This window comes from Rhodococcus sp. 05-2254-5 (assembly GCF_002258575.1).
GTDB classification, from domain to species: Bacteria; Actinomycetota; Actinomycetes; order Mycobacteriales; family Mycobacteriaceae; genus Rhodococcoides; species Rhodococcoides fascians.
The window spans coordinates 186,776-210,803 of sequence record NZ_NOZG01000006.1; the positions used below are offsets into that span (position 1 = coordinate 186,776).

General features: G+C 64.3%; 27 protein-coding genes. 9 read left to right on the plus strand and 18 right to left on the minus strand.

Annotation, left to right across the window (positions count from 1 at the left end; translation table 11 throughout):
* Window positions 1-20: 20 nt before the first annotated feature.
* Together CH278_RS05020 and CH278_RS05025 are read right to left on the minus strand one after the other, a co-directional pair.
* Entirely contained in the window at window positions 21-296 is a 276-nt protein-coding gene (locus tag CH278_RS05020) for a YrhK family protein (protein ID WP_027494905.1), read from the minus strand.
* A gap of 38 nt (window positions 297-334) precedes the next feature.
* Window positions 335-1,603: a reverse transcriptase family protein gene (locus CH278_RS05025; protein ID WP_256991936.1), complete on the minus strand. Its 1,269-nt coding sequence runs from the start codon at window positions 1,601-1,603 to the stop codon at window positions 335-337.
* Window positions 1,604-1,992: 389 nt separating this feature from the next.
* Here CH278_RS05025 and CH278_RS05030 point away from each other — a divergent pair, with 389 nt between their 5' ends.
* Together CH278_RS05030 and CH278_RS05035 are read left to right on the plus strand one after the other, a co-directional pair.
* Window positions 1,993-2,547, plus strand: coding sequence for a DUF3558 domain-containing protein (locus CH278_RS05030; RefSeq protein ID WP_256991935.1), 555 nt, complete (start codon window positions 1,993-1,995; stop codon window positions 2,545-2,547).
* A gap of 29 nt (window positions 2,548-2,576) precedes the next feature.
* Window positions 2,577-2,963 carry a hypothetical protein gene (locus CH278_RS05035; protein WP_027494908.1) on the plus strand — a complete coding sequence of 129 codons (387 nt, stop codon included), beginning with the start codon at window positions 2,577-2,579 and terminating at the stop codon, window positions 2,961-2,963.
* 30 nt (window positions 2,964-2,993) lie between these two features.
* Here the strand turns inward: CH278_RS05035 and CH278_RS05040 are convergent, their stop codons facing one another.
* Both CH278_RS05040 and CH278_RS05045 read right to left on the minus strand, forming a co-directional pair.
* A complete protein-coding gene (locus CH278_RS05040) occupies window positions 2,994-5,309 on the minus strand; it encodes an ABC transporter permease (protein WP_256991934.1) in 2,316 nt (771 codons plus the stop codon).
* Window positions 5,310-5,389: 80 nt separating this feature from the next.
* Window positions 5,390-6,142, minus strand: a complete 753-nt coding sequence (locus CH278_RS05045) for an ABC transporter ATP-binding protein (RefSeq protein ID WP_094621316.1) — start codon at window positions 6,140-6,142, stop codon at window positions 5,390-5,392.
* Window positions 6,143-6,357: 215 nt separating this feature from the next.
* On the opposite strand from CH278_RS05045, the gene CH278_RS05050 reads away from it, so the two are divergent.
* Window positions 6,358-6,909 (plus strand): response regulator, encoded by a 552-nt coding sequence (locus CH278_RS05050; protein ID WP_256991933.1) that lies wholly within the window; start codon window positions 6,358-6,360, stop codon window positions 6,907-6,909.
* Between the two features lies 1 nt (window position 6,910).
* Here the strand turns inward: CH278_RS05050 and CH278_RS05055 are convergent, their stop codons facing one another.
* Together CH278_RS05055 and CH278_RS05060 are read right to left on the minus strand one after the other, a co-directional pair.
* Window positions 6,911-7,738: an SDR family oxidoreductase gene (locus CH278_RS05055; protein WP_032407786.1), complete on the minus strand. Its 828-nt coding sequence runs from the start codon at window positions 7,736-7,738 to the stop codon at window positions 6,911-6,913.
* A 167-nt stretch (window positions 7,739-7,905) separates the two neighbouring features.
* A complete protein-coding gene (locus tag CH278_RS05060; RefSeq protein ID WP_032374611.1) occupies window positions 7,906-8,463 on the minus strand; it encodes a helix-turn-helix domain-containing protein in 558 nt (185 codons plus the stop codon).
* 66 nt (window positions 8,464-8,529) lie between these two features.
* On the opposite strand from CH278_RS05060, the gene CH278_RS05065 reads away from it, so the two are divergent.
* From CH278_RS05065 to CH278_RS05075, 3 genes are all read left to right on the plus strand, one after another.
* Window positions 8,530-9,228 carry an AzlC family ABC transporter permease gene (locus CH278_RS05065; RefSeq protein WP_094621318.1) on the plus strand — a complete coding sequence of 233 codons (699 nt, stop codon included), beginning with the start codon at window positions 8,530-8,532 and terminating at the stop codon, window positions 9,226-9,228.
* On the plus strand, window positions 9,225-9,536 hold the full coding sequence (locus CH278_RS05070) for an AzlD domain-containing protein (RefSeq protein ID WP_094621319.1): 312 nt from the start codon (window positions 9,225-9,227) through the stop codon (window positions 9,534-9,536). Before CH278_RS05065 ends, CH278_RS05070 begins: the two co-directional genes overlap by 4 nt.
* A 431-nt stretch (window positions 9,537-9,967) precedes the next feature.
* Window positions 9,968-10,987 carry a DUF5914 domain-containing protein gene (locus CH278_RS05075; protein ID WP_179274544.1) on the plus strand — a complete coding sequence of 340 codons (1,020 nt, stop codon included), beginning with the start codon at window positions 9,968-9,970 and terminating at the stop codon, window positions 10,985-10,987.
* Between the two features lies 1 nt (window position 10,988).
* Here CH278_RS05075 and CH278_RS05080 read toward each other — a convergent pair whose 3' ends face one another.
* The 3 genes from CH278_RS05080 to CH278_RS05090 all read right to left on the minus strand — a co-directional run bounded on the left by CH278_RS05080 (window position 10,989) and on the right by CH278_RS05090 (window position 12,365).
* Complete coding sequence (locus CH278_RS05080; protein WP_032385300.1) at window positions 10,989-11,456, minus strand: SRPBCC family protein; 468 nt, start codon at window positions 11,454-11,456, stop codon at window positions 10,989-10,991.
* Window positions 11,453-11,797 (minus strand): ArsR/SmtB family transcription factor, encoded by a 345-nt coding sequence (locus CH278_RS05085; RefSeq protein WP_032385299.1) that lies wholly within the window; start codon window positions 11,795-11,797, stop codon window positions 11,453-11,455. Before CH278_RS05085 ends, CH278_RS05080 begins: the two co-directional genes overlap by 4 nt.
* Before the next feature lie 76 nt (window positions 11,798-11,873).
* Entirely contained in the window at window positions 11,874-12,365 is a 492-nt protein-coding gene (locus CH278_RS05090; protein WP_094621346.1) for a GNAT family N-acetyltransferase, read from the minus strand.
* A 229-nt stretch (window positions 12,366-12,594) separates the two neighbouring features.
* Here CH278_RS05090 and CH278_RS05095 point away from each other — a divergent pair, with 229 nt between their 5' ends.
* Window positions 12,595-13,044 (plus strand): Hsp20/alpha crystallin family protein, encoded by a 450-nt coding sequence (locus CH278_RS05095; protein ID WP_027494920.1) that lies wholly within the window; start codon window positions 12,595-12,597, stop codon window positions 13,042-13,044.
* 58 nt (window positions 13,045-13,102) lie between these two features.
* Window positions 13,103-13,285: a hypothetical protein gene (locus tag CH278_RS05100; protein ID WP_032374615.1), complete on the plus strand. Its 183-nt coding sequence runs from the start codon at window positions 13,103-13,105 to the stop codon at window positions 13,283-13,285.
* 84 nt (window positions 13,286-13,369) lie between these two features.
* On the opposite strand, the gene CH278_RS05105 is transcribed toward CH278_RS05100, so the two are convergent.
* From CH278_RS05105 to CH278_RS05135, 7 genes are read right to left on the minus strand one after another with little or no spacing between them, the layout of a single operon-like run.
* Complete coding sequence (locus CH278_RS05105) at window positions 13,370-13,825, minus strand: GNAT family N-acetyltransferase (RefSeq protein ID WP_094621320.1); 456 nt, start codon at window positions 13,823-13,825, stop codon at window positions 13,370-13,372.
* A 49-nt stretch (window positions 13,826-13,874) separates the two neighbouring features.
* Window positions 13,875-15,392, minus strand: coding sequence for an NAD(P)/FAD-dependent oxidoreductase (locus CH278_RS05110; protein ID WP_032407782.1), 1,518 nt, complete (start codon window positions 15,390-15,392; stop codon window positions 13,875-13,877).
* Window positions 15,389-16,126: a class I SAM-dependent methyltransferase gene (locus tag CH278_RS05115; RefSeq protein ID WP_032367575.1), complete on the minus strand. Its 738-nt coding sequence runs from the start codon at window positions 16,124-16,126 to the stop codon at window positions 15,389-15,391. Before CH278_RS05115 ends, CH278_RS05110 begins: the two co-directional genes overlap by 4 nt.
* A complete protein-coding gene (locus CH278_RS05120; protein WP_027494925.1) occupies window positions 16,123-16,356 on the minus strand; it encodes an RNA-binding S4 domain-containing protein in 234 nt (77 codons plus the stop codon). Before CH278_RS05120 ends, CH278_RS05115 begins: the two co-directional genes overlap by 4 nt.
* A 43-nt stretch (window positions 16,357-16,399) precedes the next feature.
* Complete coding sequence (locus tag CH278_RS05125; RefSeq protein WP_094621321.1) at window positions 16,400-18,589, minus strand: heavy metal translocating P-type ATPase; 2,190 nt, start codon at window positions 18,587-18,589, stop codon at window positions 16,400-16,402.
* On the minus strand, window positions 18,586-18,834 hold the full coding sequence (locus CH278_RS05130; RefSeq protein ID WP_032392666.1) for a hypothetical protein: 249 nt from the start codon (window positions 18,832-18,834) through the stop codon (window positions 18,586-18,588). The genes CH278_RS05125 and CH278_RS05130 overlap by 4 nt, the downstream gene beginning before the upstream one ends.
* 26 nt (window positions 18,835-18,860) lie before the next feature.
* Window positions 18,861-19,373 (minus strand): GNAT family N-acetyltransferase, encoded by a 513-nt coding sequence (locus tag CH278_RS05135; protein WP_256991932.1) that lies wholly within the window; start codon window positions 19,371-19,373, stop codon window positions 18,861-18,863.
* A 104-nt stretch (window positions 19,374-19,477) separates the two neighbouring features.
* Between CH278_RS05135 and CH278_RS05140 the strand changes: the two genes are divergently transcribed.
* Window positions 19,478-21,190: a cutinase family protein gene (locus CH278_RS05140; RefSeq protein ID WP_048319074.1), complete on the plus strand. Its 1,713-nt coding sequence runs from the start codon at window positions 19,478-19,480 to the stop codon at window positions 21,188-21,190.
* Between the two features lie 22 nt (window positions 21,191-21,212).
* Here the strand turns inward: CH278_RS05140 and CH278_RS05145 are convergent, their stop codons facing one another.
* Window positions 21,213-22,445, minus strand: coding sequence for a hypothetical protein (locus tag CH278_RS05145; RefSeq protein ID WP_143536214.1), 1,233 nt, complete (start codon window positions 22,443-22,445; stop codon window positions 21,213-21,215).
* Window positions 22,446-22,461: 16 nt separating this feature from the next.
* Complete coding sequence (amaB, locus tag CH278_RS05150) at window positions 22,462-23,997, minus strand: L-piperidine-6-carboxylate dehydrogenase (protein ID WP_032367579.1); 1,536 nt, start codon at window positions 23,995-23,997, stop codon at window positions 22,462-22,464.
* Window positions 23,998-24,028 lie beyond the last annotated feature (31 nt).

A 24,028-nucleotide genomic window follows, 5' to 3' on the forward strand; every position in this document is an offset into this window, starting at 1 on the left:
AACAGGGTGCGGCGATGTGGTCAGAAGTCGTCGTCGCTCTCGGACGCGGTTCGTGCACGACCGATCCGTGTCAGATGCACCCGTCGCGCCAGTCGAATCACGGGACGGATGAGCAGTTCGATACTCCCCAGCAGGAAGAACCACGTACCGATCACCGTCGTGCTCTCCCGAAAGAAGAGGATGCTGCCGACGATGAACCAGACCGCAACGAGAATGTCGTTGATGATGCTGACAACTTCCCACCGCTGGCGAATCACCAGTTCCTCGTGCCCGATAGTGAAGGTCAGGTCGTTCATAGCGGCTCCTTCGTAAAACGTCGGTGTACCCAGTCCGACTACCCGGATCCCTCCCAATCGACCCGGGCTGCCATCTCGAGCAGTTTCCGACGACGTGTCTCGCTGGTCTCGCCGATCCGCGCGATACGTCCGTACACATGGGCGCGGAAGTCGGTCAGATCGTCCCGATTCTGTTGGGCTGCACCGCTACCGATGCAGTTGTTCAGTAACGCGCGGAGGTTGTCGTACTCCTCTCGCGGAACTGCGGGCCACGCATTGACCACCAGCCCCGTGAGCTGTTGCCGTTGATGCGCGCGCCGTACTCGGGTTTTGTCGGGATGAATCGTGAAGCCCTCGTCGTGCACAATCTGGGACAGCACCCACAGCAACTTGTAGACGTCGAGCTCGGCCGAACCGGAGAACGCCAGGTCATCGGCGTAGCGGGTGTAGCGGGCACCCATGGTGCGGGCGAGCCCGGCAACTCGAATATCGAGTTGGCGGGCAGCCAGGTTGGCCAAGGCGGGCGACGTCGGTGCGCCCTGCGGCAAGTGAGTGGCGCGAAGCCTTGCCGCCGTTGCGCGGTCCATGCCCGTCAATTCGCCGGCCGGGGTGACCGTTGTGCACAGCGCGGCAAGATTGGCCGCGACCTTTCTGCGGTAGCCGACGGCCTCGAAGATCGCAACCACGCGATCGAACCCGATGGACGGAAAAAAGCGACGTAAGTCGACCGAGACCACCACCTCACGCTCGGCGTGGGGCGTCGCGAACGTGCGGGGGCTGCGCCCTTTACGAAAACCGTGCGCGGCGGGATGTGGCGGAATTCGATCCAGGATGCGGTGCAGTATCTTTCGCTGAATCTCGCGCAGGCGCGGTTTGGGCACCTCCAGCAGTCGAATGCCCTGACGTTTGTCGAGACGAGCAGATCGATAGTGCTGCAACGGGAACGGCGCAGTACGCAGCCTCCCCTGCAGGTCGGCAAACCACTCGATTTCGGAAATGGTCAGATCCAGTGATTGCGCGAGCTGGCCCGTCGTCTCGTAGCGAGGCACCTCGAACCGCCAGGGTACGACACGGCCACGTATCGGCGATCGCTGTGACGACTTCGACGGCTGCGTAATCAACGGAAGATCCCGCAGTAGAACGAATATCGACGCCTCGTCGAACGGCGGACTCGGGTACAGGTCGATGATTCGATCGGCCAACCGCGAGGCCTTGGCCGGCATGAACCGAGAGAACGCCTCCTCGAGCCCCGATTGCGTCCACTCTGCGTCTGCAGCCAAACGAGCCAGGGTTGCGGCGGCGCGCGGAGACAGTTCGCGGTCGTTCACGTCGATCGCTCCAACGGGTCTCGAGCGAGAAAATGCAGCGGCGCGCGGCGACCGAAATCTTTCGTCCTCGGAGCTGCCAAGCACGCGTAGCGTGCAGACCAGCTTCGGACGCAGTGCTCGATTCTCAATATGTACCCAGGGGTTACCCCTGAGACCGGTCCCGCGGACCAACTCTCGCCCACGCGCCGCTGCATCCGTCCACCATGCCAAATCGACGCGGATCTGTCAGCGGGATGACTCACTAGTTCGACCGACCGGTCGGGTTTTGAAGTTCTCGTGAGTTGCTCGATTACGAGCCGGAGCTCTCGAGTCCGGAGCAGGTGAACGGAACCAGCGCCGACTCCGTTGCGTCCAACCCTTAGATGGGGTCTTGGGAAAGGACAGTGCACATGCATCGAAACAGTCGATGGGCGGCAATCGCAGTAGGTCTGCTCCTGCTCACCGCATGTTCGACGGGCCAAAATGGTACTGCGGTCCCAGAAGTCATCGCAACAACCAGCACGGCCGTCGCAGCACCGACGCCCTGGGATCCATGCACCATCCCCGACGACGCCATCGAGCAGGCGGGATTGAACACGGCCACCAAGGAGTCGGGGGTGTTCGGCAGAGATCAATTCGGATTCAAGATCTGCGGCTGGGAGAACCGGCCGCCGGCGAGCAAGTACTACGTGCGGATCTTCGTGGGGTTTCAAACCATCGACTGGATCAGCGACACCAGTCGTTTCGATGGACTGCGCCCTGTCCAGGTGGGCACTCACGCCGCTACTCAGTTCGAGCAGGTTTCCGTGAGCAAATCACTGAATTGCGGCGTCGCCTACACGGCCGGTAGAGAACTGATCATGGCAACGATCAACTCGGACGTGCTTGTCGATACACCGCAATACGATCCGTGCACCGAGCTGAACACGTTGATCGCGGCGCTCGGTTCCGAACTCCCCAGCTGAACTACACCGAACCCAAGGACACCTAACCCATGGCCGATTTCCAGCAGAACGTTCTTGCTCATTGGCAAGGCCTCAACGCCCAGGCCGACGCGGGCACGATCACCATTCCCGGCGATGTGGCCGCGAAGTGCGACGCAGCCTGCGTTGCATATCTCGCTCATCTGGGGAGGATGCAACGCGATGCTCTCTCCATCGACATAGCCACTCCATGGGGCGACTTGAAGTCCGCCCAGGATCTGCAAGCCAGATTCGGACGCCTGGCCACCGGCACCGATCGTTCTCTCGACGTGATTCTTCAGCAGCACATCGACGTCATCGAATCGATGCGCATGCTCTTCCGCCGCTACTTCGACGAGACCGAGGCTACCGACACCCAGACGTCTGCGAACATCACCGCGCTCATTCCGCATAACTGAATGCGGACAACCCTTCTCGGCCGCCCACGGCTATTCCGTACTTACCCGGAGTCCCCGTCGGGTCACCAAACCGGTTGCGGCCGTCGCCAGAGACCAACATGCCGAGACCACCCACAGCACCGTCGACCACGACATCTGCAGACCCACGTCGGTTTCGGTCACCTGAGACAAGCCGACCGCCATCGCCAACAGCGGAGGCACGGTGACCATCACCCCGAGCGCAGAGCCGACCAGAACAATCACAGCAGTTTCGCCCACGGCTGTCGTCAGCAGTTGCCGGTCGGTTCCACCGGACGCTCTCAGGACGGCGTAATCGTCCTTACGTCGGTACGCCGACATAGCCGTGCTGTTCGCCACCGCGAGACCGCTGTAGCCGACACCCATCGTGATAAGCACGGCCGCAAGCCAATTGGTGAGTCGCGCATCGACCATGTAGTCCTGCAACGCGAAACTGTGTGCGTCTTCGACCCTCGCACCTGCGGTCAACTGTGTCGGCGCCATGTCTTGCGGAACGAACACAACCTCGGTCAATGCCGACGGATCATGATCGCGTACCAGTTCGCGGGGCAGCACCAATGCACCACGAGCGGGGTCGAGCGGGAGCACCTGCGACACCACCACACTCTCGGAACGACCGTCTGCAAAGGTCACCGACATCTCCTCGCCGGCCCGCACATCGAACAGACTCGCTGTTGCCTCGTCCAGCACTGCCCGACCCGATGCGGCGTACCGTTCGTCGAGGCTGCCGACGGCGTCGACGACGGTTACGGTGCCGTCCGCTCCCGGTACGAATACGCGTGACGGTAGTCCGGCAGTTGTTCCTATCGGTCCCGCCGCTGTTTCGGCTACCACCTGATCGCTCAGGCCAGCGGTTCCATCGGGGGTCACGGCTGCCAGTCCGCGCAGTTGCTCGGTCTGCTCGGCCGGATACGCCACAGCCATCGTCTGCACCATTCCGCTCAGCAGCACCGCGAAGCCGACGGCGGCAATGACCGGAGCCACGGTCGCGGCCGCACGGCGTGTCCCTGTGGTCAGCTCCGCTCTGATCAACATCGATGCTGCCGATCGTGATCGCCGCGTGAACGGCCATGTCACGAGGCCTGCGATCGGACCGACGAAGATCGGCGTAAGTAGCGCCGCAGCCAGGATCAGCAGCATGGCCGCAGCGACCGCGGTATTCACTCTGCTGTCCGTAGCCGCTGTTGCTGTCGACACCGTCACGCCCAGACCACCGATGAGCGAGGCAAGGCCGGTGAGCCAACGCAGCGTCGTCATGGGACGTCGTTCGACGGCGGCGTCGAGTAGCGCCTCGATCGGAGCCACTGTGGCCGCCGATCGAGCGGGAATCCAGGCACCGATCAACGCCACGGCGATGCCGATGCTCACCGCCACCAGTAGCGGCCACGCTGATATCCCAACCTGTAAGTCCGGTGGTTGAACGTCGAGTTTCAGCAGCAACATACGCAGAACAGGAGATGCTGCAATGCCGAGTCCTGCACCAACGAGACCGCCCACTAGGCCGATCAGCGCGGCCTCTCCGAGCACCAAGCGTCGCACTTGTCCCGTTGCAGCACCGATGGTTCGCAGCAGTGCGATCTCCCGTCGGCGTTCGGATGTCGCGAGAGCGAAGGTCGATCCCACAACGAAGATGGTGGTGAACAGGCCGATGGTAGCCATCGCGACGATCAGTTGATTGCCCAGAATTCGCCGATGAGAGACGAACTCGGGTTCCAGGGCCGCGCGATCGGTGCCGGTCACAACCCGTCCACGGTCACCCACCCGTTCTTCCGCCCCTGTCACGAGTTCATCGATCCGCGCGTCGAGCTTCGGTACGATGCCGATCGCCCGGACACCGGGGGACAACTGCGCAGCACGCTCGTCCGTGAAGTAGATGCCCGGCCCGTCGTGCGTTCCCGCCACTGCGAACGTCTCGAGCCCCGCCGCAAGATTGATCGAGACCGAGTCGCCTACGGCGAGACCCAATGAGCCTGAGACGATAATTTGGTCTGGGTTCATCGGTGCCGCACCGGACGTCAGTCGTGAAGGCGTCAATTGCGCACTTGCCCAACCGTGTCCGGCGTCCTGAGCTCCCTCGTCCTCGACCGGTGCGCCGTCGATGAACGGCTGGGCATAGAAAGACCTATCAGTGACGACGGCCTCCGCTCCGGGCACTGCGCCGAGATCGGCGGCGATCCCACGTGCTTCCTCTGCACTCCACGGAATGAAGTCCGCCGTGTTGCCGAACTCGTTCACGGCCTGCGCGGGCAATGCGAGTAGTGCCGCACCCTCCAGCCGCGGCTGCACCACCGGTCGTGAGGAGTCGTAGATGATGAACGTAGCGGTCATCAGGGCGACCCCGAAAGTCGTAGCCAGCAGGGTGGCCAGGAAACTTCTCCAGTGAGTGCGTAGGTTCGCCGATGCCAACATCATCCGTCCAGCCCGGCCATTCGAGCGGCGATCGCGGCGGCATTGTCCGGTCGCTCCCGTTCGATCTCCAAGGAATCGACTATGAGCCCGTCCTCGAGAAAGATCGCTACGTCGGCGTAAGAAGCGGCAAGTGGGTCGTGGGTGACCATCAGAATGGTCTGCTCGTGATCGTCGACGAGCCTACGTATCAGCGACAGAACATCTTTCGACGCGCGGGAGTCCAATGCGCCGGTCGGTTCATCCGCAAAGAGGACGTCCGGCCGGGTAATGAGCGCGCGCGCCAATGCCACACGTTGCTGCTGACCACCAGACAATTCGGCAGGACGATGCGACGCGCGATCCTCGAGCCCCACTGACGTGAGCGCCGCCGTCACTTCACTCGCCGGGACACGATTGCCGGCGAATCGCATTGGTAGTTCGACGTTTTGTGCTGCAGTGAGTGAACCCACAAGATTGAACGCCTGAAATACGAAACCCAGACGGCGACGCCGTAATTCGGTCCGCGCCTTCTCGTTGAGCTGGGCGATGTCGGTGCCCGCAATCGTGACGGTGCCACTGGTCGGACGATCCAGACCTGCGGCGCAGTGCAGCAGCGTCGACTTACCCGAACCCGAGGGGCCCAAAATCGCAGTGAAACTACCCCGCCGAAAGTCCATCGAGACCCCGCCGAGAGCAGTGACTGCACGATGGCCCTCACCGTGCACCTTCCGAACATCGGCAAGCCGGACTGCAGGTATTTCGTGTCGAATCATGCAGTCATTGAATCTGTTTCGCCGTAGCGGCACAGTGCCGCACGCACCACACAATATTCGGGGGTCAGCCCTACCGATGGCGGCGTGCGCTGTGCCTACGATGGCCGGGCCTTCGATCCACGCCCGGGATTGTCGAGCACACCCCGTCGACGGGGTGTGGATCCCCCACGAAGGGCGACAATCCCAGCATCAGGCGCGTAGCTGGGGCATTCGAGGTGTTGTTGTCCACCGATCCGGACATCGAGGTGGTCGGACGAGTGTCCCGAGGCGACGAGGTGTGCGGTGCCGTATCTCGCCTGCGACCGGACCTGATCCTGATGGACATCGACATGCCCGGTATGACAGGCATCGCGGCCACGGGCACCCTTCGAGCAATGAATGACCGCACCCCCGTCCTGCTGCTGACTGCCCTACCCGGCAGCGGGCATGTGCACGACGCTTTGGCCGCGGGAGCGAACGGGTATCTCCTCAAGAGCACGGACGCGGTGCACCTTTTCGCCGGCATCAAAGCTGTGCACTCAAAGCACACCGTCATCGATCCCGCACTTGCCGCCGAAGCACTGCGCGCCGGACCCAATCCTTTGCGTGATCGCGAACTCGACGTCCTAAGGCTCGTCGATCAAGGGTTGTCCACCAAGCAGATCGGCGAACGCTTGTTTCTCAGCCCCGGAACCGTGCGCAACTACCTCTCGAGCATTATCACCAAGTTGGACGCAAGCAGTCGTCTCGAAGCGACAAAGTCCGCACGTGAAAACGGGTGGTTGTAGATCAGCCTCCGTGCGCCTCGACGGCCACGGGCTGCCATTCGCGCCAGTTCGCCAGGCGTGATTCGTAGTCCGTCGTCGCGATCTGGAGCGGTGCCTCGCCGAAAAAGACTCGCAGCGGCGGCTTTTCGGCGTCGACGACCTTGAGCAGCGCCGAACGCGTAGCTACCGGATCGCCAGGAGTCGCCTGCCTTGCACTCCGCAGTTCGGCGGCCTTCTTCCGAATCGGGTCGTACGCGGCGATGTCGGTGGACTTCTTGGCAGACGGACCGGCCCAATCGGTGGAGAAACCACCCGGTTCGATCAGCGTCACATGGATACCGAAGTCCTCGACCTCCTGCGCCAGGGCCTGACTGAATCCTTCGAGGGCCCACTTGGACGCGTGGTACGCACCGACATTGGGGAATGCTGAGATTCCGCCGATGGACGACACCTGCAAGATGTGGCCGCTGCCCTGCTCACGCATGAACGGCAACGCGGCCTGAGTCACCCACAGCGCTCCGAAGACATTGGTCTCGATCTGCGCGCGGGCGTCCTCCTCGGAGATCTCTTCGATCATCCCGAACTGGCCGTAGCCGGCGTTGTTGACGACGATGTCGAGCGATCCGAAGGTCTTGTGCGCCAGGGCGACTGCTGCGAAGTCGGCAGCGCGGTCGTTCACATCCAGCTCGATCGGCAGAATCGCGTCGCCGTATTTTTCCACGAGATCGTGCAGTGTCGCCGTGTTGCGAGCCGTGGCTGCGACTCGATCGCCGCGGTCGAGGGCTGCAATAGCCCACTCGCGTCCGAATCCCTTGGAAGTGCCGGTGATGAACCACGTCTTGGCTGCCATGAATCTCGCCCCTTCGCTACACGGACAAAAGTAAGGACGACGTCCGCTGCAAACGCCTCTCGGCGAGTGGTCGCTCGTAGCGACAAATGGGGTGAGGCCCGGGGCTTGCCAAGCGAACGCCGTCGAAAGAGTCCAACGAGGTGGGTACGCCGACTATTCCCCGCACGTCAGCTGTGTTCGGTGATCATCACCGCCATGGTGTTCGGCTCCAGCGCCTCGAAGATGTGCAGCGCGTCGCCGGGGTAGGCGACGTAGTCGCCGGGCATCAGCTCGACTGCCTCGCCCACCGGCCCCACCAGGGCTCGTCCAGCGCTGAGCACAACGTGCTCGACCACACCGGGCGAATGAGGGTCCGAGCGCCTCGGCTCGCCGACGTCCGCGCTGACCAGATAGATGTCTCGTCGCGCGTTCGGCGGAGACGACGCCAGCAGCGTCGCGGAGTAGTCCGCCCGGTCCGACGCAAATCTTGGTCCCTCGCCCGCACGGATCAGGCGGACCGACTGCTTCGCGGGCTCGACCAGCCTGGAGAACGGCACGTCCAGGGTGACGCTGAGGGCCCACAGAGTTTCCAGACTCGGGTTCCCCGTCCCCGATTCCAGTTGCGACAGAGTCGATTTAGCGATACCCGCACGACGCGCCACCTCAGCCAGCGAGAGGCCGACGCGTCGTCGTTCCTGCTGCAGAGCAGCAGCGATGGCCGCGATCGGTGGTCCGGCGTCCGCCATTCGTTCACTCCATCAGTACGTTCGTTTGATTTGACGAACAGCCTAACATCGTCCACTATAACGACCATGCGTTCGACATGGCGAACCCTGCAGGGGGTCAACATCCGCGACATCGCGTTGGTCTGTCTGGCCGACGCCTTGGTCGGGGCCTCGTTCGGTGCCATCGCCGTAGCCGCCGACCTGCCAGTGTGGCTACCGGTGGTGATGTCCCTGGTGGTCTTCGCGGGCTCCTCCCAATTCATCTTCGTCGGCATCCTGGCCGTCGGCGGCAACCCCGTCGCCGCCGTGGCGAGCGCGTTGCTCGCAAACACACGGCTCGTACCGCTCGGATTCTCCATAGGATCCGTTTTCGAGAACGTCTCGCCATGGAAGCGACTGCTCGGCACCCACCTGATCACCGACGAAGCGGTCGCATTCAGCGTCGCCGAAGAAGACGAAGGACGGCGTCGAACCGCGTTCTGGCTGTGCGGAATCGGACTGTTCGTCACCTGGAACATCGGGGTGGTGATCGGCACTCTCGGTGGTGGCGCAATCACCGATACCGCCGCGCTCGGACTCGACGCCGCATTTCCGGCAATCCTGCTCGGACTGATCATGCCTGCGCTCCGAGATCGGGGCACGCGCAATGCCGCACTCGTCGGAGCAGGGATCGCCCTGGCAGCGTCGATGTTCCTACCGAGCGGACTGCCGGTGCTCCTCTCGCTGATCGCCGTGGTCCCCACACTGCTGTCGACCACGCCCGCCGCACGCAAGGAATCCGCATGAACCTCACGATTCCGCTGATCGCCATGGTCGTCGGCACCTTCGCTCTCCGCCTCATCGGCCCGGCCCTACGCTCGCGCATGACCATCTCGCCCCGCATCGACCGCGTCATGTCCACCTCGGTCGCCGTCGTGTTCGTGGCCCTCATCGCCACTTCCACCCTGCTCGTGGGCAAGGACTTCGCGGGCTTCGCGGCCCCCATCGGCGTGACCGTGGCCGGAGTCCTCGCTTGGCGCAAAGCACCCTTCGTCGTGATCGTGATCGCGGCTGCCGCAACCACCGCTTCCCTCCGCTGGATCGGCGTCGCCTGACCGAACCGCGGCACCCCGAGTCCACTAGATGTGACATTGACCCCCGAAAAGTCCACCAAATGTCACATTGAGTGCATCGGATGGGGAACACGGGTGACAGCCATCGCCCCTTCGCGGACTACCGACTCGGCAACAAGCCCGTTGCCACCCGGGCCACCTCGCTTACTGACCTGAGCGCCCACTATTTCTCTGCATCCACGGGATCCCGCGTTTCGAGCCGAATTGTGGGCGCTGACATCAGTTGGCCGGCGCAGCTCGGACCGCCGGCCCCCACTGGACCCACCTGCCTCGCGCACCGCTCCCCGTTCACCGGCACCCCGGGTCCACTAGATGTGACATTGACCCCCGAAAAGTCCACTCGACGTCACATTGAGTACCCCCGGGCGGGGACAATGGAGAATGAACACAATGTCTCGATGTGGGGAGCAGCAATGACCGCGCTGGATGCAGTACGACGACGCTGGCCGAAGACGATGCCACTTCAGCCGCTTCCGTCGGAGTCGTGGGCCAAGCAGGAGCCGACGTGGAAGGGTGCGAATCCCCAGGTCATCGAGTCGGCGTTGAAGCGTGCGAAGACTCGGACGTCGGGTAATTGGTTCGTTTTCGCTGCGAGTCGTGACGTGAAGGCCGACAAGCCGTTCGGTCGCTATGTCGGTACCACCGAGTTGGTTGCGTGGCGGGATTCGGCGGGCAAGGTGCATATCGGTCCGGGTGCGTGTCCGCATCTCGGGGCGGCACTCGATACCGCGAAGATCGAGTGCGACGCGTTGGTGTGCCGGTGGCATGGGCTGGCGTTGAGTCCGAAGGGTAAGGCTGGCTGGCGGCCGGTTCCTGCGTTCGACGACGGTGTTCTGGTGTGGGTTCGGCTCGACGAGCTGGGCGGCGAGGAGCCGACGCCGGTGCCGGTGGTTCCGATCAGGCCCCCTGCGTCGACGTCCATTCCTGGTGTCGTCACGTTGATCGGGAAGTGCGAACCGGACGACATCATCGCCAATCGCCTCGATCCGTGGCACGGCGCATGGTTCCATCCGTACTCGTTCGCGAGGTTGAAAGTGGTGAGCGCGCCCACCGACATCGATGTGCCCGAGGAGGACGATCGCTTCCTGGTCGATGTCACGTTCCGCGTCAGTCGCGGCATCGGTGTTCCGGTTCGAGCCGAGTTCGTCTGCCCCGGCCCACGCACCATCGTCATGCGCATCCTCGACGGTGAGGGGGCGGGAAGCGTCGTCGAGACACACGCGACTCCCCTGGCTCCTGCGTCCGACGGCACCCCGCGGACGGCGGTCATCGAGGCGACGATCGCGAGCTCGGATCGACCCGGCTTCCAGATGGCGCGCAAGGTCTCGGGACTGCTGCGTCCGGCGATGAACTTCACCGCAGCACGTCTGTGGAAGGACGACCTCGATTACGCCGAACGCCGTTACGAACTGCGCTCGACGGGTCGCGCGTGATCTAGCCTTCGACGAACGCGGCGAGTTGGCCGATGACGGTTCCCCAACCGTCATGGAAGCCCAACTCCTCGTGCATCTTTCGGTCTTCTACGTTGCGGTGCATCACGTGCGCCCGGTACTGCGTCCCGTCGGGATGGTCGGCGAACGTGATCACCGCGGTCATGAACAGCTGTAGGGCAGGTCGCCAACCTTCGACGAGGGAGTTGGTGAACACGATGCGTTCCTGATGGTCGACGGCGAGGAAGCATCCGTCGATGTGCGGTTCGAAGTCTCCTCCGGGTTCACTCATCAGCGTTCGGAATGCGCCTCCGGGCTGCAGATCCCACGCGTCGACTCGGCACAGAGTAGGTGCCGGAATCCACCATTTCTCGAACTTCGACGGGTCGGCCCACGCATCCCACACCGTCTCGCGCGGAGCCGCGATGATGCGGGAGATACTCAGGTCGAGTTCGGGATCGAAGGAAGTCATTGTTGTTCACTCTCTTTCGAGGATCGGGTGACGAACTGTTCGAGGCGGTCGGTTCTGGATTCCCACACGGACCGTTGCTGCTCCAGCCACGCGGAGGCCGCGTCCAGGTTGGTTCGCTCGATCGTGCATGCGCGTACACGTCCGGTCTTGTGGGTGCGAATCCATCCGCTGCGCTCGAGTACATGAATGTGTTTCATGAACGACGGCAGAGTCATGTCGAACGGTTCGGCCAGTTCCCCCACGGTCGCAGGCCCGGACCCCAGTCGGCCCAGTACTGCACGCCGCGTGGGATCGGCCAACGCCTGGAACACGTCGTCGAGCACCTCGAAATACTGAGCCATATGGCACAGTATCTCTGCAACAACACTTAGCGCAAGGGCACAGTATCGGCGATTCGGTGCGGACTCGCCGGAACCATCAGTCGTCGGCGAGGTCCTTGAAATACCGGGCGACAGGCCACCGCTCGAAACCACTCTTCTCGTAGACCGACCGCGCCGGCGCATGACCGGGATTGTCACCGGTCTCGACCATTACCATGCGCATTCCGGCGGATCTCACTCGCGCGAAAGACCGATCGAGGAGCGCCCTTCCGACGCCGGCTCGCTGCTGAGCTGGGTCGACCACCAGGACGTACACCTCACCCATGTCGTCGTTCGGGTGCAGGCGGGTACAGACCCAGCCGACCGGCGTGTCACCGTCCACGGCCACGTCCACGCTCTCGGGTTCGTCGTCGACGACGGATGCGAGATCGTCGTACTGACGCGCCTGCCACCCCTGGGGATAGAAGCAGTCGTACACGAACCACGGAACCGCCTCCTGCACGAGCGGAAACACCGGTTCCCACGCGCGAAGCGACAGCGCGAGCAACTCGGCCCGATACCGGGGGACGTACGGCACGATGGTGACCATCGGACCGAGTGTAGGTTGCAGCATTCGAGCGAGGCGGCCGTTCGACCGTCACACCGACTGCTGCACGCCACCCCCATTGCGCCGCAGCACTATTGGGGCGAAAAAACTTCCGAAAATGTGCCGTAAAGGTCTTGGCACTCGCTGCATTCGAGTGCTAATTTTTGTGTTGCACAGTTGAGGAGCGCCTCGCCACAGGGGCGAGCGCATCTGGGTACAGGAGGTGGTTGCTGTGCTTCGTTTCGATCCGTTCCGTGACGTCGATTCGCTCACCTCGGCATTGTTGGGTGCGTCTACCGGTTCGGACCGCGCACCGCGATTCATGCCCATGGATCTGTACAAGGTCGACGATCACTACGTACTCAGTGCCGACCTTCCCGGCGTCGACCCGGGATCCATCGACGTCGACGTCGATCGCGGCACATTGACGCTCACCGCGCAACGAACAGTGCCGGAAAGCTCCGGCGTGCAGTGGATTTCATCGGAACGGTTCGCCGGGACGTTCCGTCGACAGATATCTCTGGGTGACGGCGTCGACACCGAGGGCATCTCGGCGTCGTACGACAACGGCGTCCTGTCGATCACCATTCCGCTTGCCGAGCGAGCGAAGCCGCGCAAGGTCGACATCGCTCGTGCCGAGCTGACCGGCGAGCAGAGATCCATCGAACACCAATCGACCTGATCCGTCACGCGCACAAGCACATCGAGCACTGTCGAACTACTCAGGGAGGGTGATGCATATGGAAACGGATACCGTGGTCTGGCCGGAATCTCCCGATCGTGACCAATGGTGGCGCACGGTTCTCGGGGTCGGGACCGAGATCCGTGAATGCGCCGCGGCCGATCTACTGGATCAGCAGCGAGCAGAGCCGGTCGACGACGACCTCTACCCGCACGTACCGCGACAGCCCGTCGCTGCGTGATCCCAACGACCGCAAGGCCGGCACCGACATTCGGTGCCGGCCTGCGTCATTGCCGCACCGAGTAACTGGTCACGAGGCCAGACATCACAGGACCAACGAGTAGAACGTGCTCGACGGGTCCACGACGTAGTCGCCGAACGGGGGCACTGCGACGAATCCGTGTCGCTCGTAGAGGCGTCGAGCTGCGGCGAAGTAGTCCTGGGTACCCGTCTCCAGGCTGACGCGCTCGAACCCCGACCGCCGCGCCTCCGTCAGAACGTGCTCGAGCAGTCCGGACGCCACCCCGCGGCCTCGCGCGAAACTCGAGGTGCGCATCGATTTCAGTTCTCCGTGTTCAGGAGTGAGTGTCTTCAGCGCGGCAATGCCGAGCAGTGCCCCGGCCTCCCACGCCGTCCACACCCGCATGTCCGGCCCGCGCAGACCCGACAGATCCAGTGCGTGAACACTCTCTGCCGGTGACGTCGCGTGCATGTCCGCAAGGTGCTCGACGAGCAACGCACCGACCTCCGGCCGCGACAGATCATCGACCTCGAGACGCATGCAACCTCCTGTCGTGAGTGGAAGTTCGACCCCTGCTACGAAATACCACTCACCTGCGGCGAAGCCGCTCCAAAGCATCGAACATCTTGAATCGTCCACTCGTGGGCACGGTTTCGATGTCGTGGCCGGTGACGCCCCAGCCCGCCAACAGGGTGTTCGCTGCCTGCAGTCCGGTGGTGGCGGCACGTTCCATGAGAGCAACGGGCAGATCGATCCGAATGCCGTCACCCGCGAGTACCAGCGAGGGCTCGGGGGTGCGCACGGTGGGCCGCTCGGCGAATGCTCCGAGGCCGAACATCGGGCAGTCGTCTCGCCATTCGGATCGTTCGGCGATCACCTCTGCCGCAGCGGTTTCCGGGTAGATCTCGCGCATGCGAGCCATCAGCTGCGCGCGGGTGACCTCCTCGGATTCCTCGGCGGCGTAGGCATGCAGTTCGACCACGGAACCTCCGGTCCTCGCTGCCCACTCCGCGGCCTCGTCCTCGAACCGCTCGAGCACACTGATGTTGTCGATGGGAGGCATACCGCCGGTGCCGATGAACGCGGGACGATCGGCATTCACCGCCTTGCTCAGCCACACGCGGTGGACCATGAAAGGCGGGGTGTTCTGCAGCGCGCCGATCTGCTTGCGCCACGCCGGCGTCCCGAGCTCGGGGGATTGCTCGAGCACCCGCTGCAATCCGGCGATGTCGGTAGCGAGGACCACCGCGTCGGCGTCGATGATTCCGCCGGCGTCGACGCGGAACTTGCGCAGGCCACCGCGGGTGATCTCGCCACACGGAGTGGACGTTCTGATCTCGACACCGAGACCGCTGAGGTACTCCCCCAACGGGTTCCACAGTGCCTGTGGGTAGGGATCGCGGGGGACATCGAAGATCAAACCCTCGGAGGAGCCGAGGAAGTAGATGTGGAACATCATCGCCAGTTCGGCAGCCGACATCTCCTCCGGGTCGGCGAAGAAGCTGCGTGAGAACACCCCGAACGCCAGATGGCGTGCCGCTTCGGGAAAGTTGATGTTGCGCAGGAACTCCGCCGCGGGAGTGGTGTCGAGTTCGTCGAAGGTCTTCGGCACGCTCACCGTCATGAGTGGCAGGGCGGCGATTCCGTTGAGGTCGGTGAGGTCCTTCCACCGGAACGTCGGACTGCGCTTGACGAACGCGAACGCATTGAGCGGTGGCGTCTCGGGCAGCCCCTTGAATCCGTCGATACGACCGTCGCCGTCGATCAGCGGGTAGTCGTCGACCGGGCGTAGACGCGCCAGGTCTGGGTCGGTGCGGCGCAGCAGGTTTCGCAGGTTGTAGTACTGCCGGAAGAACGCGTGGAAGCCGCGGCTCATCGTCGCGGGCGAGCCGTCCTCCAGCGTCGTGTCCCAGCCACCGACGCGGCCACCGAGGTAGCTTTCGCGTTCGACCAGATGAACCTTGACGCCGCGTTCGGCCAACGCGGTCGCGGCGCTCAGCCCCGCGATACCGCCGCCCACCACCACCACATGCGGGACGTCGGCCAGCTGACCTGCGTCCGAATAGCCTTGCACCGCAGCATGGGTGACCTTCTTGGAATCGGTCAACGCTCTTCCTTCGCGGGTCGAGAGCCCAGGAATGTGTGCACCACACCGTTCTGCCATCCGGTCATCGTTTCTCGGGCGACACCGCTGTAGCCCGCACGCTGCATCCGTCGCATGAACGCCGATGCGCCGTCGAACGTCACAACGCTCCGCCACAGGTGCCGGTACAACGTGGCGTCTCGCGTCGCGAGCCAGCCGAGCGGGATGATGATGCCCCAGCTCACGACGTTCCAGGAGATGCGAGCACGCAGTGAATCGTGCACCGAATACTCGTGGAACGCGATCGTCGAACCCGGACGCAGCAGCGCCAGTAGCGATTTGAGTTCGGTGTCGGGGTCGTCGACGTTCCTGATCAGATAAGCGGCCAGGATGGCGTCGAACGGTCCGTCGACTCCGTTCACGGCCAGATCCTCCACCCGCGAGTGCACGAACGTGACGTTCGACGGCCAGTCCTTGCTCCGGGCGACCTCGAGCATCTCGGCGGACGCGTCGGCGGCGACGATCTCGGCGTGCGGTGCCGCTTCGAGCAGCGCTGCGGTGGACGCACCCGTACCGCAACCGATATCGAGCAGGCGCAATCCGCTTCCGAGATCGGGAATGCGGAGGCGCTGCGCGGACTTGACGAGGTGCTCGTGGTAACCGGGGTTCGCTCCGACGAGTCGGTCGTACGCTTTGGCACCGACGTCGAATGCGCCGGGAACTTCGTTTCGCGGCAGACCGCGCTTACCGACCTTCACAGTGCCTCTTCCTTGCTCACGCGGGCAGCTGGCCCACCCTGGACCGACACGACATCTCCGTGCTGCAACTGCCGTCCGCGGCGGATGTCCACGTCCCCGTTGACGCTGACCAGGCCGTCGGCGATGATGCCCTTGGCTTCGGCACCGGATTCGATCAGGTTGGCGAGCTTGAGGAATTGGCCCAGCCGGATCGATTCGTCGCGGATGGGGACATCGTGTGCATCGGACATGTCTCCATCCTGTACTAGCGGGCCGCTCGCTGCTACCAACGAGTCACATCGCGGCGCGGAAGCGGCGCAACCGCAGGCTGTTGCTCACCACGAACACCGAGGACAGCGCCATCGCAGCCCCGGCGAGCATCGGGTTGAGCAGGCCCGCGGCCGCGAGCGGAATCGCTGCGACGTTGTAGGCGAACGCCCAGAACAGATTGCCCTTGATGGTGCTCAGTGTGCGACGCGAGAGCCGGATCGCATCGCCGACGGCCCGTAGGTCGCCGCGGACCAACGTCAGGTCGCTCGCCTCGATCGCGACATCGGTTCCGGTTCCCATCGCGAGCCCCAGGTCGGCGGTGGCCAGCGCTGCCGCGTCGTTGATGCCGTCGCCGACCATCGCCACGACCTTGCCTGCGGCCTGCAGTTCGCGAACGGCAGCGACCTTGCCCGACGGCAGCACACCGGCAACGACCTGCTCGATGCCTACCTCCGCGGCGATCGTTCGGGCGGCGGCCTCGTTGTCGCCGGTGAGCATGACCGGCGTCAGGCCCAGCTCGCGCAGTTCTGCGACGGCCTGCTTCGACGTCGGCTTGACCGAGTCGGAGACCACCAGAACCCCGCGGGCCTTCCCGTCCCACCCGATCGCGACGGCGGTGCGTCCCTGGCGTTCGGCGTCGTCGAAGGCATCGGCCAGTTCCGGTGGCAGGGGCATCGACCAGTCGGCCAGCAGGCTGCGACGGCCGATGACCGCGGCGCGACCCTCGACAACGCCCTGGACACCGAGACCCTCGAGGCTGGCGAACTCCTCGACAGCCGTGGACTGGGTCGAACCTGCGATGGCCCGGGCGATGGGATGCTCCGAACCCGATTCCAACGCTGCCGCCACGGCACGGACCACGTCCTCGTCCTCACCGTCGGCCACGTGCACCGAATGCAGTGTCATCTCACCGGTGGTGACGGTGCCGGTCTTGTCCAGCACGACGGTATCGATGCGGCGGGTCGATTCGAGCATTTCGGGGCCCTTGATCAGAATCCCCAGCTGCGCCGCCCGACCGGTGCCGACCATCAGTGCTGTGGGGGTGGCCAGCCCGAGTGCGCAGGGGCACGCGATGATCAGGACGGCGACCGCCGCCGTGAAGGCAGCGGCCACCGAATTGCCGGTGCCGAGCCAGAATCCGAGCGTTGCCACCGAGATGGCGATGACGATCGGCACGAAGATTCCCGAGATGCGATCGGCCAGACGCTGGGCCTGAGCCTTGCCGGTCTGCGCATCTTCCACCACCTTCGCCATCTGCGCGAGCTGGGTGTCTGCACCGACTCTGCTGGCGCGCAAGGTGATTCGACCACCGACGTTCACCGTCGCTCCGGTCACCGCGTCGCCGGCCCCGACCTCCACCGGCACCGACTCGCCGGTCAGCATCGACCGATCGACGGCCGAGGATCCACTCTCGACGGTTCCGTCCGTGGCGATCTTCTCACCCGGACGAACGACGAACAGATCGCCGACGGCGAGCTGATCGATCGGAATCTGCTGTTCCTCATCGTCTTTCAGCACAGCGACGGTCTTGGCACCGAGGTCCATCAGTGCGCGCAACGCCGCACCGGCCTGCCTCTTGGACCTGCTCTCGAACCACCGGCCGGCCAGGATGAAGGTGGTGACACCCGCAGCCGCCTCGAGATAGATATTGCTCGCCCCGTCCATCCGCGCGATCGTGAACTCGAACGGATGCGTCATGCCGGGCTCACCGGCCGTACCGAAGAACAGCGCATACAGCGACCAGCCCAGTGCAGCAAGGGTTCCCATGCTCACGAGGGTGTCCATCGTCGACGTCCCGTGCTTCAGGTTGGTCCACGCGGCGCGGTGGAACGGCAGCGCTCCCCAAACGACGACCGGCGCGGCGAGAGTCAACGACAGCCACTGCCAGTTGGTGAACTGAAAAGCCGGAATCATGGCCATCGCGATGACCGGAATGCTGAGCACCGCCGAAACGATCAGACGCTGCTTCAACGGATCGACCGGTGTGTCGGCGTCGACCGGCTCGGCCACCGGAAGGCTCGCGGTGTAACCGGCGGCTTCGACAGCGGCGATCAGATCCTCGGTGGCCACGCCGTCACTGGTGACGCGCGCCTTCTCGGTGGCGTAGTTGACCGTCGCCGATACCCCGTCGAGCTTGTTGAGCTTGCGCTCGATGCGGTTGGCGCACGACGCACAGGTCATGCCGCCCAGAATCAGTTCTGTTTCCGTACTCATCCCCGATTCCCTTCTGCCTCGATGACGAATGTGGCCGTGCGGACGACACCCTGATGCTGGAAGTCCGGATGGAGCGCAGATGTTCCGTCGTGCGACTCGTGGTCGGAATGCGTCGGTTCGCTGGGCGACGCGTCGGGTCCGATCGCATGGCCGACGAACAGGGCGAGAAAGAAGACGAGGGCTATGCCGACGACGAATCCGACAAGCTTGGTCGGGGTGCCGAGTTCCTGTCGTGTGGAGTTCACATCCCTACCCTACCCCCCCAGGGTATCTAGTGGGTAGTGCCGATCGCCTTCTTGAAGCCGACGTGTGAGGCAGTGAAGCCCAGACGGGTGTAGAACCGGTGGGCATCCACTCGACGCGAGTCGGACGTCAGCTGCACCAGAGCGCACCCTCGCCGCGTGGCCTCCTCGATCGCCCACTCGATCAACGCGCCACCGAGCCCGCGGCTGCGCCACGTAGCGGCCACCCGTACGGCTTCGATCTGAGCGCGCAACGCACCACCTCGCGCCAGTCCCGGAATGACCGTCGACTGCAGAGTTCCCACCACCTCGTCACCGTGCACGACGACGACCAGCACGTTCCGTGGATCGAAGGAAATGTCCTCGAAAGCGGTGCGATATCCGTCCATGTTCTCGGCGGATTCGCACGTCGCGCCCAACTGGTCGTCCGCCAGCAGCGCCACGATCGACTCGAGGTCCGACGCCACCGCCTCACGCACGACGCAGGTCGATCCATCGGTCAGAGCTAATTCCATCGGTGTCATTCGGTCGTGAAAAGACATGTCCACGACGGTAAACGAAGCGTTTTGTAACGCGAACCATCCGAGCGACGAAATGCCGGGTAACCCACTGGCAATTGCAGTCGGGATCGGTTCGGGCGTGGATGATGGGGATCGAAAACATGAATGGTGGCAAGTCGAAGCGTGTGCGCATCGCGCTCAGCGCGTTTGCGATCGGCGCACTCGGTGCCGGAGTGCTGGTAGCAGCACCCTGGTCTGCGTCGGAAACGAGTGTCGAGGCCTCCGTCGAGCTGGTCTCGACATCGACCTGCTACGACATGGTGAGCATCGCCATCGGCGGACGCGGCGACACCCCACGCGAGGGCGTCAAGTGGCTGACCAAGCCCGACGGCACCCGCCTCCCCGCAGCGATGTCCGGTGACTACTCGAGCGACTGGATCGACCAGGCCGTGCGAGCTCCGAACAACGGCAACGTGGTTCCCGACTCCTACGCCGCGGTCTACGTCGAGTACCCGGCCGACCTGGCGAGCTACGAGAACGCCGTGCAGACGGGCGTCACCAACTCGCAGACCATCATGAAGGAAATCTCCGCGTCCTGCCCCAAGACTCGCTTCGCCATCGTCGGCTACAGCGAAGGCGCAGACGTTGCTCGCCGCACCGCCATGGAAATCGGCAATCAGGCCGTTCCCGAGGACGGCAAGTACGGCATCATCGACCCCTCGCAGGTCGTCGGCGTCGTCATCTTCGCCGACGCGGGACGCGTCGCAGGAGAGGGACCGTTCCCCGGTGCCGAGAACCCGTTCAGTAACCCGGACGGTTTCGACACCAAGTACCAGAACGGCAACAACGCTATCCCCGGACAGGGTGCATTGCCGGGAACGTCGGGCGGCTTCGGCGCACTCGACGGACGCGTCGCGTCCTTCTGCTCCGACGGTGACCTGACCTGCGCACTGCCCGCCAACACGTCGCTGATTCACCTGGCCGCCAACGTCGGTCGACAGGTCAACGCCGATGCGCTGCAGAACGAGAACCTCACCCCGGCCACCGGAGCCGACCTGGCTCTGGCACTGGGACGCATCGCAGTCAACGCCTTCAACGACATTGCGTCGCAGCCCAATTGGATGCAGAGCGACGAGACCTTCCTCGACGTACTGATCAAGGTGTCCGAGCCCAACTACAAGCCCGGCACCGCAACGACCCCCGTCTCGGCCAAGGTCGACGGTGAAGAGCCGATCGAGACCGGCCAGATGGTCGACATGGTGTACCTGCCGCAGAAGATCTTCAAGGAGATCACCGGGTTCATCTCGTCCAACCAGAACACGATCCCGGTCATCATGAACGATCCCTACGGCCTGACCCTCGGGCCCGGCTCGGGACACCACTTCGACTACTGGCGCGACGCCGACGCCGCCAACGGCAAGCCACTGACCTCGGTCCAGTACGCCGCAGCCTGGCTGACCCAGCTGGCCGAGCAGGCCAACCGGGGCGAGCCGGTGAAGACCAAGGAAGTACAGGAGAAAGCAGGCCGCGCAGCAATCCAGGCCATCGCCGCCACACCCGAGACCACCACCTCGGCAACGGCAACTCCGACGGCAACGACGCCGGCACCGGTCACCACCAGCCCCGCTGCGCCGGCCGCCCCCGTTGCGCCTGCTCCCGCCCCCGCGGCCGAGGTGCCGGCACCCGCACCGGCACCGGCTCCCGCTGCCGAGCCTGCAGAACCGGCCTGCACGACTCCGGTCGAGGGCGAGACACCCGTCGAGGGCGCACCGCCGGTATGCGTCACCGCGCCCGCCACGGAAACGCCGGTCACCCCCGAGGCCGCAGCTCCGACGACGACTGTCGCACCGACCCCGTAGGTGTGTGGAAACTCGTAGCCCACTACGAGTTTCCACGCACGACGGGTGAGCGACGCGCCAGCAGAACAGCGGCACCCGTCACCACAGCAAGAACCACGAGCACGGCCACCGACAGCACCAGGTGGTCGGGCTCGCTTGTGCGTGAGATGACCGATTCATCCATGGACAACGACGGTGTGTAGCCGGCGGACACCACGGTCACGGGCAGCGCCATGACGAACACCGCCGGCAGTGAGATCGCCAGAGATCCGGGCGACGTCGCCAGCGCGGAGACCAGAACATAGGCCGCAACGAGCGGCAGAGCGAACTGCGAGACGATCGGAATCTCGACGTAGTTTTCCGTCAGGCTCGTAGCAGCGATGACGAACAGGCCGCCCAGCCCGATGTACAGCTGCGGCCACCGGTAACCGATCCCGGCTCCCACGACCAACAGTGCTGCGCTCGCGCACAACCGAACGGCATCTCCTGCGGCGAAGCCGGAGGTGCCCAGGGCCGTCGCCGACACTGCGAACAACACCAGCAGCAGCCGTCCGTCCCGCCCCGGAAGTAGGAACGACGCCAGCAGCGCGGAAGCCGCCATACCGACGAGAGCAACGAGCCACTCGACGCTCCGCGTATCGGCATCTGCCGCAATCCAGCTCAGGACGCTTGCCACGACGGGCAGCGACAGGCCGACGAGCAGAATCCGCGGGGTCTCGGGTGGCTGCACCACCTCGTGATGGCGTGCCAGGAACAACGTGACTGCCGCGGCCACTGCAGCGATCACCATGACGATCGCGCGCTCGGGCGCCACATCGTCCTCGGCACCGACCACATCCCAGACGAAGACGGGACCGTCGTTCGCCTGCAACAGCGCATCGAGCCAACAACCCAGCAGCCCGGCGCCCACAACCGAGACACCCAGGGCGGCCTGTGCACCACGGTGGTGTCCCGACAAAACCGCGGCCGCACCCAGCAGCACACCGGTGCCCACTGCAGCGGCCCAGTGCCCGAGCATCCCGGGCACCATTCCGACGGTCTGGAACACCACGACGAGCAGCGCTGCCATCGCCACAATGGTCGCAGTTGGCGCACTGGCCCGGGCCGCGGAGACCGCCGTCCCACAGGCAGCGACGGCAACGACTGTGAGCCCGTTGACAACCGACCAGAACGACCCGAATTCCGCAGTGCTGTTCACCAGCGACTCGATGGGGCCGATGTCACTGATGGCATAGCCGAGAACGAAGCCGGCCACGAGCATCGACAGTACTTTCATACTGCCGATCATGCCGTCAGCCGAATTTCACTCCCTGCGCCAGGGGCAGTTCGTTGGAATAGTTGACCGTGTTCGTCGCCCGACGCATGTAGGCCTTCCATGCGTCCGAACCTGATTCGCGTCCGCCACCGGTTTCCTTCTCGCCGCCGAAAGCACCGCCGATCTCGGCACCGGAGGGACCGATGTTGACGTTCGCGATGCCGCAGTCCGATCCCGCAGCCGACAGAAAACGTTCCGCTTCACGCAGGTCGGTAGTGAAGATCGACGACGAAAGTCCCTGCGGCACATCGTTGTGCAGGGCTATGGCCTCGTCGAGGGTGTCGTAGGTGAGCACGTACAGGATGGGCGCGAACGTCTCGTGCCTGACGATGTCGGTCTGGGCGAGCATCGTCACGATCGCGGGCTGCACGTAGTACGAATACTCGTCGACGACATTCACGCGCTCACCGCCGACCACCACCGTTCCACCGTCGGACTTGGCGGCCTCGAGCGCCTTCTGATAGCCGGCGAACGCGCCCGCGTCGATGAGCGGTCCCACCAAAGTGTCGCTCTCCAAGGGAGATCCGATGGACAGAGTCTCGTACGCCGAGACCAACTTGGCCACCAGTTCGTCCGCAACCGAGGAATGCGCGATGACGCGTCGGAGCGAGGTGCACCGCTGACCGGCCGTACCCGCAGCCGAGAACACCAGCCCGCGCGTCGTGAGATCGAGGTCTGCCGACGGCGTCACGATCGCCGCGTTGTTGCCGCCGAGTTCGAGCAGCACGCGCCCGAATCGCTGCGCAACCCGCGGCGCAACAGCCTTGCCCATCCTGGTCGAACCGGTTGCCGACACCAGAGCAACACGCGAATCATCCACCAGCGCTTCACCGGACGCTCGGTCCCCGATCACCAACTGAGCGATCTTGGGATCGACACCTGCAGCGGCAGCAGCACGCTCGAACAGAGCCTGCACGCCGACGGCAGTCAGCGGGGTCTTCTCCGACGGCTTCCAGATGACGGTGTCGCCCGCCACCAACGCCAACGCCGTGTTCCAACTCCACACCGCGACAGGGAAATTGAACGCCGTGATGACGCCGACGACACCGAGCGGATGCCACTGCTCCATCATGCGATGCCCGGGGCGTTCGGTGGCAATGGTGTTGCCGTACAGCTGACGTGACAGGCCGACGGCGAAGTCGCAGATGTCGATCATCTCCTGCACTTCCCCGAGCCCCTCGGAGACGATCTTTCCGGCCTCGATGGAGACCAGGGCGCCGAGGTCCTCCTTGTGCGTACGCAGCAGTTCCCCGAGTTCTCGGATCACCTGACCCCGCGCCGGTGCCGGCACCTGCGACCACGAGACGAACGCCGCAGCTGCGTCCGCGATGACACCGTCGACGTCTGCGGCAGAGGTCGATGCCAGCGACGCCAGATTTCCGCCGGTGATCGGCGATCTCGCGGTGATCGCGTCGGGACCGGCCGGCACGTCGAGCGCGATCGTCGCACCCAGCCGGTCGAGAATGGCGCGCGTACGCACACTCAGCTCGTCGTGGGTGATGGATGCAGACATGCGCGTACACCTTCCGTGGAGAGAATCGAAC

Coding starts and splice junctions, on each gene's coding strand:
- CH278_RS05135 (WP_256991932.1), bottom strand. CDS start 19,373: ATGTCTTTTCACGACCGAATGACACCGATGGAATTAGCTCTGACCGAT.
- CH278_RS05080 (WP_032385300.1), bottom strand. CDS start 11,456: ATGACTTCCTTCGATCCCGAACTCGACCTGAGTATCTCCCGCATCATC.
- CH278_RS05070 (WP_094621319.1), top strand. CDS start 9,225: ATGAACCTCACGATTCCGCTGATCGCCATGGTCGTCGGCACCTTCGCT.
- CH278_RS05065 (WP_094621318.1), top strand. CDS start 8,530: ATGCGTTCGACATGGCGAACCCTGCAGGGGGTCAACATCCGCGACATC.
- CH278_RS05100 (WP_032374615.1), top strand. CDS start 13,103: ATGGAAACGGATACCGTGGTCTGGCCGGAATCTCCCGATCGTGACCAA.
- CH278_RS05075 (WP_179274544.1), top strand. CDS start 9,968: ATGACCGCGCTGGATGCAGTACGACGACGCTGGCCGAAGACGATGCCA.
- CH278_RS05040 (WP_256991934.1), bottom strand. CDS start 5,309: ATGACCGCTACGTTCATCATCTACGACTCCTCACGACCGGTGGTGCAG.
- CH278_RS05140 (WP_048319074.1), top strand. CDS start 19,478: ATGGGGATCGAAAACATGAATGGTGGCAAGTCGAAGCGTGTGCGCATC.
- amaB (WP_032367579.1), bottom strand. CDS start 23,997: ATGTCTGCATCCATCACCCACGACGAGCTGAGTGTGCGTACGCGCGCC.
- CH278_RS05045 (WP_094621316.1), bottom strand. CDS start 6,142: ATGATTCGACACGAAATACCTGCAGTCCGGCTTGCCGATGTTCGGAAG.
- CH278_RS05035 (WP_027494908.1), top strand. CDS start 2,577: ATGGCCGATTTCCAGCAGAACGTTCTTGCTCATTGGCAAGGCCTCAAC.
- CH278_RS05030 (WP_256991935.1), top strand. CDS start 1,993: ATGCATCGAAACAGTCGATGGGCGGCAATCGCAGTAGGTCTGCTCCTG.
- CH278_RS05120 (WP_027494925.1), bottom strand. CDS start 16,356: ATGTCCGATGCACACGATGTCCCCATCCGCGACGAATCGATCCGGCTG.
- CH278_RS05085 (WP_032385299.1), bottom strand. CDS start 11,797: ATGGCTCAGTATTTCGAGGTGCTCGACGACGTGTTCCAGGCGTTGGCC.
- CH278_RS05090 (WP_094621346.1), bottom strand. CDS start 12,365: ATGGTCACCATCGTGCCGTACGTCCCCCGGTATCGGGCCGAGTTGCTC.
- CH278_RS05020 (WP_027494905.1), bottom strand. CDS start 296: ATGAACGACCTGACCTTCACTATCGGGCACGAGGAACTGGTGATTCGC.
- CH278_RS05145 (WP_143536214.1), bottom strand. CDS start 22,445: ATGAAAGTACTGTCGATGCTCGTGGCCGGCTTCGTTCTCGGCTATGCC.
- CH278_RS05055 (WP_032407786.1), bottom strand. CDS start 7,738: ATGGCAGCCAAGACGTGGTTCATCACCGGCACTTCCAAGGGATTCGGA.
- CH278_RS05125 (WP_094621321.1), bottom strand. CDS start 18,589: ATGAGTACGGAAACAGAACTGATTCTGGGCGGCATGACCTGTGCGTCG.
- CH278_RS05105 (WP_094621320.1), bottom strand. CDS start 13,825: ATGCGTCTCGAGGTCGATGATCTGTCGCGGCCGGAGGTCGGTGCGTTG.
- CH278_RS05060 (WP_032374611.1), bottom strand. CDS start 8,463: ATGGCGGACGCCGGACCACCGATCGCGGCCATCGCTGCTGCTCTGCAG.